We start from the raw sequence: 13,133 nt of genomic DNA on the forward strand, positions 1-13,133 counted from the left end.
GATTTGATAATTTTTAGCCTTTTAAATGGGGTAGTTTTGATTTTTGTAGCGATAGCCATTAAATTGCTTCGATTGTTATCTTGTAGTATAATGAACGCTGTTATGAATCTAGAATTGAATTGCGATGCTGGTGAGGGCATGGCTAATGAAGAGCGCTTATTTGGTTATATAGATTCCTGTAGCATTGCCTGTGGGGGGCATTTTGGAAATCATCATACCATGATCAACACAGTTCGCTTAGGTTTGCAAAATGATTTAAACGTAGGTGCTCACCCTTCATATCCTGATTTGGAGAATTTTGGAAGGAAATCGATTGAAATAGATAGAAATGTTTTGAAACGGTCTATTAAGAGTCAAATCGGGCAATTAAAAGCAATTGTTGATAATGAAGGAGGTTGTTTGCACCATATAAAAGCACATGGTGCTTTGTACAACGATATGGCCGCGAGCAAAGATTTGTCGGAAGTATTTCTAGAGAGTATCGAAGATTATAAAGAAGGTTTGTTTCTTTTTGTCCCCTACCAATCGGAAATTGAAAAATTGGCTATTGAGAATGGTTTCAAGATTAAGTACGAAGCGTTTGCCGATAGAAATTATAACTCTAATTTAAAATTGGTGTCACGGCAAGAGCCGAATGCTCTTATTGAAGACCCGAATCAGGCCCTTGAACACATACTGATGATGCGCGAAGAAGGTATGGTGAAGACAATTGGTGGTGATAAATTACCGATAAAGGCAGACACATTCTGTGTGCACGGCGATACCGCTTCTGCATTTAAAATTGTGTCGTATATTAGGCAGGCAATACCAAACCAAAAACCGAAGCATTAGTGAGTGGCTTTCCTATATCAATAAGGCCCTTTGGGGCGCATGCAATACTCATCGAGTGGCCCAAAAGGGTAGAAGAAACGATTTTAACCGATATTCTCAACTTCACCGATTATTTGAAGAATGTTTGTTTACAGGGCGAACATTGGGAAATGGTTCCTGCTTATAACTCCGTGACACTCATCCACAGAGACCGACCTATAGATTTTAATTCTTTCAAGGAAAAACTAAGCCAATGGTATAATGACGAATGGTCGGTGACCCAAACAAAGAGGTTCCTTTGGCGACTACCGGTTTGTTATGATGAAGAATTTGGAATTGACCTGCCGTTGGTGGCAAAAAACCTTCATATAAGTGAGGAAGAGGTAGTTCGCTTACATACATCACATACCTATACACTTTATGGTATCGGATTTTTGCCCGGATTTATGTATTTGGGCGGTCTGCCTGAGGCACTTGAAATACCTAGAAAATCACAGCCACGGGCCAAGGTAATACAGGGATCGGTTGGTTTGGCAGGAAAACAGACGGGTATCTACCCTCAAGATTCCCCTGGGGGATGGAATATTATTGGTAACTGCTCGGTTCGAATGTTCGACCCCCGAAAAGAGGAACCCTGCTTTATTAATGTGGGTGATAAAGTTCAGTTTTATCCTATTGAAAAAGCGGAGTACGATTTGCATAAAATAGAGGGGGAAGTCGGTATTTATAAACTGGATAAATCGGTGTGGAATGCTTAAGGTGCTAAAATCAGGACTTTTCACTACTATACAAGATAATGGTAGATACGGCTATTTAAATAAAGGAGTACCCGTCGCGGGGTATATGGATACTTTTGCGGCTACCAAAGTTAATAAGTTGTTGGAGAACTCTATTGATGCGGCCCTTATGGAAATAACCATGACCGGTCCCAAGATTCAGTTTGAAGCGGCAACTTTTATTTGTTTGGGGGGTGCCGAAATCTCTGCCAAGCTTAACGATGAACCTATAAAAAACTATGTAGTCGTTAAAGTCAAGAAAGGAGACATTTTAACCTATGGTAAATTAGTGCAAGGTTTTCGGGCCTATTTGGGTGTTAAAAATGGCTTTAAAACTGTGAGAGTTTTGGGTAGTCGCTCGTTCTTTATATCGGTAACCGAAAAGAACCATTCGAGTGAAGGAGATGTATTGAAGTTTGATGAGGTTGTTGAGTTTTCTCCAAAAATTATGGAGCTAAAAGTGCCCAATTATTATGATAAAGCTAAGTTGACCGTCAATAAAGGGCCTGAGTACGAACTTTTAAATGATAAGCAGCTCGAATATTTATTTGCTAGAGAATTTTCTATCGCCAACGAGAATAACAGAATGGCCTATCAATTAGAAGAGACAATTCCTGGTCATGAAATTTCAATGCTTACCTCCGCAACGTTGCCGGGTACCGTGCAATTGACACCGTCCGGCAAACTAATAATTTTGATGAAAGATGGGCAAACGACAGGAGGTTATCCCAGAATCTTGCAATTATCAGATGATGCTATCAATATGTTGGCCCAGAAAAAATTTGGCGATTTGATTAATTTTAAATTAATCCCTTAAAAAACCAAGGTTCTGATAATAATTACTACAAATTGTCAGTAAACTTTTTTGATTTTCGGTATTTTGATTAATATTGTCTTTATGAAACAAAGAATTCTAGAAGTCATTGTGATTTTGGTCGTCCCTCAGTGGGGGTGATACGGAATTCTATTGACCTAAGAAGCCTGTATCAGAACGAATTTGATGCAGGCTTTTTTATTTTCTCAAGGTTTCAAAGAGTACAATTACTATAAACAAGAAGTTTTCCCTAGAAAAGAAAACTATTGAATATGATAAAAAATAACATTTAAGTATCTGACTATCAATATTTTAAATTTAAATATAAAATATTGGCTTTAGAAAGCCTTTTCAAGCTCAAGAATTGAACTTTTATAAATATATACTTTTGAAATAGAAGTTGAACAACCAGCTAAAAACAACACATTATTTATATAGATGGATTTAAAGAAATACAGTTATAGCGTAACTCAAGACCCAACCCTTCCAGCAGCACAGGCTATGTTGCATGCCATTGGCCTGACCGATGAAGATTTGAAAAAACCTTTGATAGGTATTGCCAGTACAGGTTATGAAGGTAACCCTTGTAATATGCACCTGAACGATTTGGCCAAACAAGTAAAGCAAGGAACTGAGAATGCTGATTTGGTAGGCTTGATTTTTAATACAATTGGCGTAAGTGACGGTATTTCGAACGGTACCCCGGGAATGCGTTTTTCGCTTCCTTCAAGAGATTTGATTGCTGATTCGATGGAAACCGTAATGGAGGCACAGGGCTATGATGGCTTGGTCACCGTTGTCGGTTGCGATAAAAATATGCCTGGTGCACTAATGGCACAACTTCGATTGAACCGTCCATCTATATTGGTATATGGCGGTACCATTGCTTCGGGGTGCCATAATGGTAAAAAGCTAGATATTATTTCGGCATTTGAGGCTTTTGGTCAAAAAGTGGCCGGTACCATTGATGAAAAAGAATACAAAGAGGTCATTCATAAGGCTTGCCCCGGGGCAGGAGCTTGTGGCGGAATGTACACAGCGAATACCATGGCCTCGGCAATTGAAGCATTAGGTATGTCATTACCTTTTAATTCCTCCAACCCGGCCGTTAGTGGTGGTAATCTGAAGGAGAAAGAATGTGTGAGGGCTGGTGAGGCACTTAGATTATTGTTGGAAAAAGATATTAAACCATCTGACATCGTAACCAAAAAGTCATTGGAGAATGCCATACGTTTGGTAACTATATTAGGCGGGTCTACCAATGCGGTATTGCACTTTTTAGCTATTGCAAAGGCGGCGAAGGTTGACTTTACATTAGCTGATTTTCAAAGAATAAGTGATTCGACACCATTATTGGCCGATTTGAAACCGAGCGGTAAATACGCAATGGAAGATTTACACGCCGTTGGCGGCGTTCCGGGCGTGTTGAAATATTTGCTTGAATTGGGAATGCTGCACGGTGATTGTTTAACGGTGACTGGCAAAACGCTAGCTGAGAATTTGGCGGATGCCCCTGAATTGGATGCAGACCAAGATATCGTTAGAAAGGTCGATAATCCCATCAAAGATTCTGGACATATTAGAATATTGTTCGGCAATTTGGCCACTGAAGGCGCAGTTGCTAAAATTACGGGTAAAGAAGGCCTTTCTTTTACAGGTACAGCCAATGTATTTGATAGTGAAGCTGCGGTAAATGAAGGCATCAAAGGCGGAAAGGTCAAGAAGGGCGATGTAGTGATTATTCGTTACGAGGGTCCTAAAGGTGGTCCGGGTATGCCAGAGATGTTAAAACCTACATCCTCTATTATGGGTGCTGGTTTGGGTAAAGATGTAGCATTGATTACCGATGGTAGATTTTCAGGTGGTTCCCACGGTTTTGTTGTGGGTCACGTGGCTCCGGAAGCGCAAGTAGGTGGTAATATTGCCTTGGTTGAAAATGGAGACACCATTGTCATCGATGCCGTAAAAAATACGATCAACATAGAGATATCCGACGAAGAACTTGAGAAGAGAAGGGCCCAATGGAAGGCTCCGAAATTAAGATTTGACAGAGGAGTTCTGTATAAATATGCAAAGACGGTTTCGTCGGCTTCAAAAGGCTGTGTTACCGATGAGTTTTAATAAAGAGATTATTTTCTGATTGTTTAAAAAGTCGTGGTGACAATCTTCACCATGTTAGAATGACCGTTTAAAGATGGAAGCAATTAAAATGAAAACCGAAGAGACAAAGAGTAAGACCAAATTAAAAATTTCAGGGGCCGAGGCGATTATGCATTGTCTATTGGCTGAAGGGGTCGATGTTCTCTATGGATATCCTGGGGGTGCTATAATGCCCGTTTATGATGAGCTTTATAAGTTTCAAGACAAACTTAATCACGTTCTCACTCGTCACGAACAAGGTGCCGTTCATGCGGCTCAAGGTTTTGCCAGAGTTTCTGGTAGGGTTGGTGTTGCCATGGCAACATCAGGGCCGGGTGCGACCAATTTAGTGACCGGTTTAGCCGATGCACAGATTGATTCAACCCCCATGGTCTGCATTACGGGCCAGGTGACTCGCCATTTATTAGGTTCAGATGCTTTTCAAGAAACTGATATCATTGGTATTTCAACACCGGTAACCAAATGGAATTATCAAATCACTAAGGCCGAAGAAATTCCGGAAATCATGGCAAAGGCGTTCTACATCGCTAAGTCTGGTCGTCCTGGTCCTGTGCTGATTGATATTACCAAAAACGCACAGTTCGATGAGTTCGAGTTCAGCTACAAGAAATGTACTGGGGTAAGAAGTTATACACCGGTACCCAAACCAGACCCAAAGGCGCTTGAGGCGGCGGCCGACTTGATCAATGCGGCCAAGAAGCCGATGATAGTTTGGGGTCAAGGTGTCATATTGGGCAAAGCAGAGGAAGAACTAAAGGCTTTGGTCGAAAAAGCCGGTATTCCTGCGGCATGGACCATCATGGGTGCCTCTGCAATTGATACAGACCACCCTTTAAATGTGGGCATGGTAGGTATGCATGGTAATTACGGTCCTAACTTATTGACCAATGAGTGCGATTTGCTTATTGCTATAGGCATGCGATTTGATGATCGTGTGACAGGAAATTTAGACACCTACGCCAAACAGGCCAAGGTCATTCATTTTGAAATTGACAAGGCTGAGGTTAATAAGAATGTTCACGTAGATGTGGCCGTTTTGGGCGATAGCAAAGAGACTTTAGGTTTGATTCTTCCTTTAATAGAAGAGAACAGTCACGAAGAATGGCACAATGAATTCAAGAAAAAATATGAAATTGAATTCAAAGAGGTCATTGAAAAAGATATACACCCGACCAAGCAAGGTCTGACCATGGGCGAGGTTATTGAAGAAATTAATAAGGCTTCTGGTAATGAAGCAGTTATTGTAACCGACGTTGGTCAACACCAAATGATAGGTTGTCGTTATGCTAAGTTCAAAAAGTCAAAAAGTAACATTACTTCTGGTGGTTTAGGTACCATGGGCTTTGCCCTGCCTGCAGCTATCGGTGCCAAAATGGGTGCTATGGATAGAGAGGTAGTGGCCATTATAGGCGATGGAGGCTATCAAATGACCATTCAGGAGCTAGGTGTCATTTTTCAACATAACCTTCCTGTGAAAATCGTGGTTTTGAACAACGATCACTTAGGTATGGTAAGACAGTGGCAAGAGTTGTTCTTTGATCGAAGATATGCATCGACTGTTATGGTGAATCCTGATTTTGTCAAAATAGCTGAAGGATATCATATCGAGGCCAAAAGAGTTTCTGAGCGAAAAGATCTGTCTGCCGTAGTTCAAGAAATGATGGCTTCGGATAAGCCTTATTTTCTAGAGGTTAAAGTTGAGAAAGAAGATAATGTTTTCCCAATGATTCCGACGGGTGCGTCTGTGTCAGACATCCGTTTGAAATAACTAAAAATTGGTTTAAATAACGTTATTTATCATGTTAGATTCCAATATTCTAGACTTTCCTGAAGTGTACTCCGAATTGCTGGCGAAAACCGCCGAGTTGAATTTCTCAATGCCTTCTGATGTATATATCGGTACCCTGCTTAAAACTTTGATCGGCTCTAAACCAGACGGACATTTTTTGGAGCTAGGGACGGGAATGGGCCTAAGTCTTTCTTGGATGTTGGAAGGTTTGGCTGAGAAGGCCACTTTAATCAGTGTTGATAATGACCCTGAATTGATATCAATTGTTGGTGATTATGTAAAAGATGAAAGGGTTCAACTAGAATGTATGGATGGAGCAGATTGGATCATGGAATATGATGGCCCGAATTTCGATTTAATTTTTGCTGATGCTTGGCCAGGTAAATACAGTCATCTCGATGAAGTTATTAGTCTGTTAAAGGTCGGCGGGTTTTATGTAATTGATGATATGAGGGCCCAGCCAAACTGGCCCGATGGTCATCAAGATAATGTGGATAGACTGGTAAATGATTTAGAAGATAGAGATGATTTAGTGTTGACTAAGTTGAATTGGTCGACCGGATTGATTATTGCATCAAAAGTCGCTTCTAATTAATACTGAAGATGGAACAAGTTGCACATAGATGGAATGCGAAACAGTACAATGATAAGTATTCATTCGTATACGATTATGGTAAAAGCCTAATAAAATTGCTAGACCCGCAACCGAAAGAGCAAGTTCTTGATTTAGGTTGCGGCTCAGGTCAGCTCACTTCTGAAATAGCTGCCTTTGGTAGTGAGGTTACGGGCATAGACAAGTCTGAATCAATGATTGAAGAGGCTAAAAAGAGGTTCCCGAATCTTCATTTTGAAGTTGGGGATGCCACTTCGTATGATGCCGAAGGTACATATGATGCCGTCTTCTCGAATGCAGCATTACATTGGGTAACCGATTATCAAGAGGCAATCGTAAAAATGTACCAGAATTTGAAACCGGGCGGTAGATTGGTTGTAGAACTGGGTGGTGAAGGAAACGTAGAGGCCATAGTTTCCGCTCTTAGGCATAGTTTGTTGACCCATGGTTTTGTCGAGCAGTCGAATTTAAAACTTTGGTATTTTCCCTCTGTTAGCGAATACACTTGGGCTTTGGAAGCCGAAGGTTTTAAGGTAACTTTTGCCCAATGGTATGAACGATCAACAGAACTTGCAGATGAAGAATCCGGTTTACGTGATTGGTTGGGCATGTTTGCGAAACCTTTTTTCAAAGGGGTCGATAAGAAAATGGTGTCCGAAATAATTTCTGAAGTAGAACAAACTATTAAACCAGAATTATACCAAGAAGGTAAATGGTTGGCAGATTATAAAAGAATTAGGGTTGTGGCCCAAAAAATATAGTTCGAACCTCTCGGGCGCAGTCGAGAGGAGGTGTCAAATTTGAAGCTTGTATATCGGCTGCGCTCGAAAGATTATTTAGCAATTGAATCATGAAAAAACAATGGTTTACCATTTCGGTTTACTCCGAAAACAACGTAGGACTTTTAAATAGAATATCAGGTATATTCTTAAAGAGACACATTAATATAGAAAGCTTAAATGTCTCAAAATCAGAAATAGAAGGTGTTAGCAAATTTACTATTGTTGTCAATACGACCGAGAAGTGGGTTCGTAACATTGTAGGGCAAATAGAAAAACAGATTGAGGTCATAAAGGCCTTTTATCACACTGATGAAGAAACGATATATCAAGAATCGGCTTTATTCAAAATAGCTTCTAATTTGCTATTTGACGAACGTCAGATTCAGAATATCATTAAAGACAATAATTCTCAAATCGTCACCGTGGCCCGTGAGTTTTTTGTAATCGCTAAATCGGGAAGAAGAAACGAAATTGATGAGATGCACGAGCAACTAAAGCCTTTTGGCATTATGCAATTTGTTCGTTCCGGAAGAATATCGGTAACAAAATCTGAAATGCAGATTTCGGCGCTTCTTCAAGAATTTTATGAAGAGGCTTAATTAAATAAGTAAATAATCTATTAATATCTATATTTTCGCTCGTCGAAAGTTTAAAACCAATAATTGAACATTTTCCTGCCGGGCAGGATGAAAAGAAAAATTAACTATGGCAAATTATTTTAATACACTATCGCTAAGAGATCAACTGACCCAATTGGGTAAATGTAGATTTATGGAGTCTTCGGAATTCGCCGATGGTGTATCCGCTTTAAAAGGTAAGAAAATCGTCATCGTAGGTTGCGGTGCCCAAGGTCTTAATCAAGGTCTCAACATGCGAGATTCCGGTTTGGATATTTCTTATACCCTTCGTGAAGGTGCTATTAAAGAAAAGCGACAATCTTATATCAACGCTACCGAGAACGGTTTCAATGTAGGTACTTATGATGAATTGGTGCCTAGTGCAGACTTGGTGATCAACCTTACCCCTGATAAGCAGCATACAGGTGTAATCAAAGCGGTAATGCCATTGATGAAAGAGGGTGCCACCCTTTCTTATTCTCACGGTTTTAATATTGTGGAAGAAGGCATGCAAATTCGTGAAGACCTTACAGTGATCATGGTGGCGCCAAAATGCCCAGGTTCTGAGGTTAGAGAGGAATATAAAAGAGGTTTTGGGGTACCAACGTTAATTGCCGTTCATCCTGATAACGACCCACAAGGTAAAGGTCTAGAACAAGCAAAAGCTTATGCGGTTGCAACAGGCGGACACAGAGCTGGTGTGTTGGAATCTTCTTTTGTGGCCGAAGTAAAATCAGACCTTATGGGTGAGCAAACCATACTTTGTGGTCTTTTGCAGACAGGAAGTATTCTTTGTTTTGATAAAATGTTGGAAAAAGGGGTTGATGCCGCTTATGCTTCCAAATTGATTCAATACGGTTGGGAAACCATTACCGAAGGAATGAAATACGGTGGTATCACCAATATGATGGACCGTCTTTCTAATCCTGCTAAAATTAAGGCATTTGAACTTTCGGAAGAATTGAAGGAAATTATGCGTCCGCTGTTCCAAAAGCATATGGATGATATCATGACCGGTCATTTCTCAAAAACAATGATGGAAGATTGGGCGAATGATGATAAGAATCTTTTGACTTGGAGAGCCGAGACAGGTGAGACCGCTTTTGAAAAGACTCCTGCCGGAGATATGAAGATTTCCGAGCAAGAATACTATGATAACGGTGTGTTGATGGTAGCGATGGTTCGCGCCGGTGTTGAATTGGCCTATGAAAGTATGACCGAGTCAGGAATCATCGGTGAGTCGGCATACTACGAGTCACTTCATGAAACTCCATTGATTGCCAATACTATAGCTAGAAAGAAATTGTTCGAAATGAACCGTGTTATTTCAGATACCGCTGAATATGGTTGTTACCTGTTCGATCATGCTTGCAAGCCTCTTTTGGCCGATTTCATGAAGAAAATAGATGTTGACGTAGTAGGTAAAAAGTTTGGTGAAGGTGAAGGCAATGGTGTTGATAATGCCAAGTTGATCGCTGTAAACAAAGCTTTACGTGAGCATCCCGTCGAAATTGTAGGCGCTAGATTACGTGCGTCTATGACGGATATGAAGCCGATTGTATAAATTTATTTAAACCCTGTTCTGTAATTAACTACTACCTTTGGGTGGTTTTTATCGAACAGGGTTTTTTCTATGCCATATTTTCCTTCCATAGCAGATATAAGAAGTGCTGCCGAGACCATTAGTCAGGTTGCATCTTTAACTCCTTTGACGCAAAGTATTCGGTTGTCTGAACGTTATGGGGCAAACATTATGCTCAAGCGCGAAGATCTTCACCAAGTGAGGTCCTATAAAATAAGGGGTGCTTTTAATAAAATTAATTCCTTAACCGAAAAAGAGCGGCAAAACGGTATTGTCTGTGCCAGTGCTGGTAATCACGCGCAAGGGGTAGCGTTTGCCTGTAATCATTTGGGAATTAAAGGAACCATTTATATGCCTTCGGTCACCCCCAAACAGAAAATTGAGCAAACACAAATGTTCGGTGGCGACTGGGTAGAGGTGGTATTGGAAGGGGACACTTTTGATGACTCTTTCAAGAGTTCCATGAATTTTTGTATCGAGAACAACAAAACATTTATCCATCCTTTTGATGACCCTAAGGTTATTGAAGGTCAAGGTACGGTAGGTCTCGAATTGCTACAGCAATTTAATCAGCCCATAGATTATATTTTCGCTGCCGTTGGGGGCGGGGGACTGGTTTCTGGTCTCATAGGTGTTTTTAAACCTTTATCGCCAAGTACTAAGATCATAGGTGTGGAGCCAGAAGGAGCCCCATCTATGAAAACATCAATTGAAAAGGGAGTGAATACCGAGCTTTCGGCCATTGATAAGTTTATCGATGGTGCGGCCGTTCAAAAAGTTGGCGATTTGACTTTTTCGATTTGCAAAGACAATTTGAGCGATATGGTGGTGGTACCTGAAGGTAAGGTTTGTCAAACCATATTAGACTTGTATAATCGCGATGCTATAGTTGTTGAACCTGCAGGGGCCTTAACCATTGCTACCTTAGACTCTTATGCTGAAGAAATAAAGGGTAAAAATGTGGTTTGTATTCTAAGTGGCAGCAATAACGATATTACACGAACCGCAGAGATTAAGGAGCGAGCCCTCCTTTTTGCCAAATTGAAGCATTATTTCATAGTTCGCTTTCCTCAAAGGCCAGGAGCTTTAAAACAGTTTGTAGCCGAAATTTTAGGTCCTGATGATGATATCACCCACTTTGAATATTCAAAGAAATCGAGCAGAGAAAATGCACCTGCCATCGTTGGTATAGAGTTAAAGAGACCTGAAGATTTACGCCCATTGATGGATAGGATGAAGGCCAATAACTTTTTTGGCGATTACCTGAATGATAAGCCAGACTTGTTTCAGTATCTTATTTAAAATTATTGAATTGTTCTGTGATTTAAGTTAATCCGCAACGATTTAGTAATATTTCTGAGTTTTTTATTCCGTATTTTCGTTAGATAACAAATTTGACAATACATTTTTATATAGCCACTAATGAAAAGCATTCCTGAAGAGTTTCAAATTAAGGAGCTCATTGAACAGAAAAAATATTTAGTAAACGGTGAATTAAAAACTTGGGCCGGTAACGTAACAGAGGTATTCTCTAGTATTTCTTCCACCGAAGAGTATAAACCTACACTTTTGGGCAGTATACCCGATATGGGTGAACCAGAAGCTATGGCAGCCTTAGATGCTGCTCTAGCGGCCTATGGTAAAGGGCAAGGGGTTTGGCCCACCATGCATGTAAAGGATAGAATTGAGTGCATGGAGAATTTTGTTCGTAAGATGGAGACCAAGCGCGAGCAGATAGTGAAACTTTTAATGTGGGAAATCGGTAAATCGCTACCGGATTCGCAAAAAGAGTTCGACCGTACCGTAGAGTATATTTATGATACGATCGAAGAGTACAAAGACTTAGACAGAAATTCGGCCAAATTTCAAAAGCATGACGGCGTTTATGCTCACATAAAAAGAGGTCCGTTGGGGGTTGTACTCTGTTTAGGGCCGTACAATTACCCATTGAACGAAACCTTTGCACTGTTGATTCCGGCCATTATAATGGGCAATACCACCATTTTCAAACCGGCCAAACATGGGGTGCTATTGATTACGCCTCTTCTTGAAGCGTTTCAAAGTTGTTTTCCTAAAGGCGTGGTCAATATTCTCTTTGGAAGGGGTAGGGCCGTGGCCGCCCCTATCATGCAAACGGGAAAGGTAGATGTATTGGCACTTATCGGAAACAGCAAATCGGCCAATGCCCTGCAAGAACAACACCCTAAAAGTAACCGTCTTCGATTGGTGTTGGGTCTTGAGGCCAAGAACCCGGCGATTATATTGCCAGATGCTGATTTAAATTTGACCATTGATGAATGTATTGCGGGAACCTTATCGTTCAACGGGCAGCGTTGTACCGCTCTCAAAGTAATTTATGTTCATGAGCAGGTAAAAGATGAGTTTATGAAACGGTTTACTAAGCGAGTGGATTCCCTTAAATTCGGTAATCCTTGGGATAATGGGGTTAAGTTGACACCGCTTCCCGAGCCTGGAAAACCAGCTTATATTCAAGAGCTGATTGATGATGCCGTTCAAAAAGGTGCGCAGATAAACAATAAAAAAGGGGGGCAGCATTTTGACAATTATATCTGGCCCGCAGTTTTACATCCTGTTACAAAAGATATGAGAGTGTATCAAGAAGAACAATTTGGCCCGATTATTCCAGTTCTTTCTTTTTCTGATATTGAAGAGCCTTTGAACGATATGGCAGAAAGTAACTATGGGCAGCAAGTAAGTCTGTTTGGCAAAGATGTATATACGCTTTCACCTTTAATCGATACACTGGTGAATCTGGTATGTAGGGTAAACCTAAACAGTTCTTGCCAAAGAGGTCCTGATGTGTATCCGTTTACTGGTAGAAAAGATTCGGCCCAAGCTACCCTAAGCGTTCATGATGCACTTCGTTCTTTTTCAATTAGAACATTCGTTGCGTTTAAAGATAATGATTTGAACAACGAGACTATTCAGCAGTTGTTGGAAGCTAAGTTGTCGAATTTCGTAAGCACAGACTATATTTTATAGATTTACTAGTCTTTTTTAGACCATGAAACCTTTGCGGAAGCAAGGGTTTTCTTTTTAATGCAAAAAAAGTTCATATGAGTGTTAGACCTTGAATACCAGCATATTTGTTAAAGAAAAGTCTTATAATCGTTAGACTTGTGTTAATTCTTAACTCTATGTTAGGCTAAAAATAGCCAGTAGGGGTAAT

General features: G+C 40.4%; 11 protein-coding genes. All 11 read left to right on the top strand.

What is annotated here, in order from left to right; genetic code table 11:
• Positions 1 to 102: 102 nt before the first annotated feature.
• The 11 genes from pxpA (at position 103) to IL356_RS09625 (ending at position 12,946) form a co-directional block, all read left to right on the top strand.
• Positions 103 to 831: a 5-oxoprolinase subunit PxpA gene (gene pxpA, locus IL356_RS09575; RefSeq protein WP_121850726.1), complete on the top strand. Its 729-nt coding sequence runs from the start codon at positions 103 to 105 to the stop codon at positions 829 to 831.
• Positions 831 to 1,568 carry a 5-oxoprolinase subunit PxpB gene (gene pxpB / locus IL356_RS09580; protein ID WP_121849214.1) on the top strand — a complete coding sequence of 246 codons (738 nt, stop codon included), beginning with the start codon at positions 831 to 833 and terminating at the stop codon, positions 1,566 to 1,568. The genes pxpA and pxpB overlap by 1 nt, the downstream gene beginning before the upstream one ends.
• The gene (locus IL356_RS09585; RefSeq protein WP_121849213.1) at positions 1,561 to 2,403 is read left to right on the top strand and encodes a 5-oxoprolinase subunit C family protein; all 843 of its coding nucleotides are present in this window, start codon (positions 1,561 to 1,563) and stop codon (positions 2,401 to 2,403) included. Before pxpB ends, IL356_RS09585 begins: the two co-directional genes overlap by 8 nt.
• Positions 2,404 to 2,838: 435 nt before the next feature.
• Positions 2,839 to 4,521, top strand: a complete 1,683-nt coding sequence (gene ilvD, locus IL356_RS09590) for a dihydroxy-acid dehydratase (protein WP_121849212.1) — start codon at positions 2,839 to 2,841, stop codon at positions 4,519 to 4,521.
• 73 nt (positions 4,522 to 4,594) lie between these two features.
• Positions 4,595 to 6,328 carry a biosynthetic-type acetolactate synthase large subunit gene (ilvB, locus tag IL356_RS09595; protein ID WP_121849211.1) on the top strand — a complete coding sequence of 578 codons (1,734 nt, stop codon included), beginning with the start codon at positions 4,595 to 4,597 and terminating at the stop codon, positions 6,326 to 6,328.
• 31 nt (positions 6,329 to 6,359) lie between these two features.
• Positions 6,360 to 6,944, top strand: a complete 585-nt coding sequence (locus tag IL356_RS09600) for an O-methyltransferase (RefSeq protein WP_121849210.1) — start codon at positions 6,360 to 6,362, stop codon at positions 6,942 to 6,944.
• A gap of 8 nt (positions 6,945 to 6,952) precedes the next feature.
• Positions 6,953 to 7,723 carry a class I SAM-dependent methyltransferase gene (locus IL356_RS09605; RefSeq protein ID WP_121849209.1) on the top strand — a complete coding sequence of 257 codons (771 nt, stop codon included), beginning with the start codon at positions 6,953 to 6,955 and terminating at the stop codon, positions 7,721 to 7,723.
• 89 nt (positions 7,724 to 7,812) lie between these two features.
• On the top strand, positions 7,813 to 8,343 hold the full coding sequence (ilvN, locus tag IL356_RS09610) for an acetolactate synthase small subunit (RefSeq protein WP_121849208.1): 531 nt from the start codon (positions 7,813 to 7,815) through the stop codon (positions 8,341 to 8,343).
• Positions 8,344 to 8,449: 106 nt separating this feature from the next.
• A complete protein-coding gene (ilvC, locus tag IL356_RS09615; protein ID WP_121849207.1) occupies positions 8,450 to 9,925 on the top strand; it encodes a ketol-acid reductoisomerase in 1,476 nt (491 codons plus the stop codon).
• A 69-nt stretch (positions 9,926 to 9,994) separates the two neighbouring features.
• On the top strand, positions 9,995 to 11,245 hold the full coding sequence (gene ilvA / locus IL356_RS09620; protein ID WP_121849206.1) for a threonine ammonia-lyase IlvA: 1,251 nt from the start codon (positions 9,995 to 9,997) through the stop codon (positions 11,243 to 11,245).
• A gap of 120 nt (positions 11,246 to 11,365) precedes the next feature.
• The gene (locus IL356_RS09625; protein WP_121849205.1) at positions 11,366 to 12,946 is read left to right on the top strand and encodes an NADP-dependent glyceraldehyde-3-phosphate dehydrogenase; all 1,581 of its coding nucleotides are present in this window, start codon (positions 11,366 to 11,368) and stop codon (positions 12,944 to 12,946) included.
• The last annotated feature ends 187 nt before the right edge of the window (positions 12,947 to 13,133 follow it).

This window comes from Euzebyella marina (assembly GCF_014855515.1).
GTDB classification, from domain to species: Bacteria; Bacteroidota; Bacteroidia; order Flavobacteriales; family Flavobacteriaceae; genus Euzebyella; species Euzebyella marina.

Coding starts and splice junctions, on each gene's coding strand:
- pxpA (WP_121850726.1), top strand. CDS start 103: ATGAATCTAGAATTGAATTGCGATGCTGGTGAGGGCATGGCTAATGAA.
- IL356_RS09585 (WP_121849213.1), top strand. CDS start 1,561: ATGCTTAAGGTGCTAAAATCAGGACTTTTCACTACTATACAAGATAAT.
- ilvD (WP_121849212.1), top strand. CDS start 2,839: ATGGATTTAAAGAAATACAGTTATAGCGTAACTCAAGACCCAACCCTT.
- ilvB (WP_121849211.1), top strand. CDS start 4,595: ATGGAAGCAATTAAAATGAAAACCGAAGAGACAAAGAGTAAGACCAAA.
- IL356_RS09600 (WP_121849210.1), top strand. CDS start 6,360: ATGTTAGATTCCAATATTCTAGACTTTCCTGAAGTGTACTCCGAATTG.
- IL356_RS09605 (WP_121849209.1), top strand. CDS start 6,953: ATGGAACAAGTTGCACATAGATGGAATGCGAAACAGTACAATGATAAG.
- ilvN (WP_121849208.1), top strand. CDS start 7,813: ATGAAAAAACAATGGTTTACCATTTCGGTTTACTCCGAAAACAACGTA.
- ilvC (WP_121849207.1), top strand. CDS start 8,450: ATGGCAAATTATTTTAATACACTATCGCTAAGAGATCAACTGACCCAA.
- ilvA (WP_121849206.1), top strand. CDS start 9,995: ATGCCATATTTTCCTTCCATAGCAGATATAAGAAGTGCTGCCGAGACC.
- IL356_RS09625 (WP_121849205.1), top strand. CDS start 11,366: ATGAAAAGCATTCCTGAAGAGTTTCAAATTAAGGAGCTCATTGAACAG.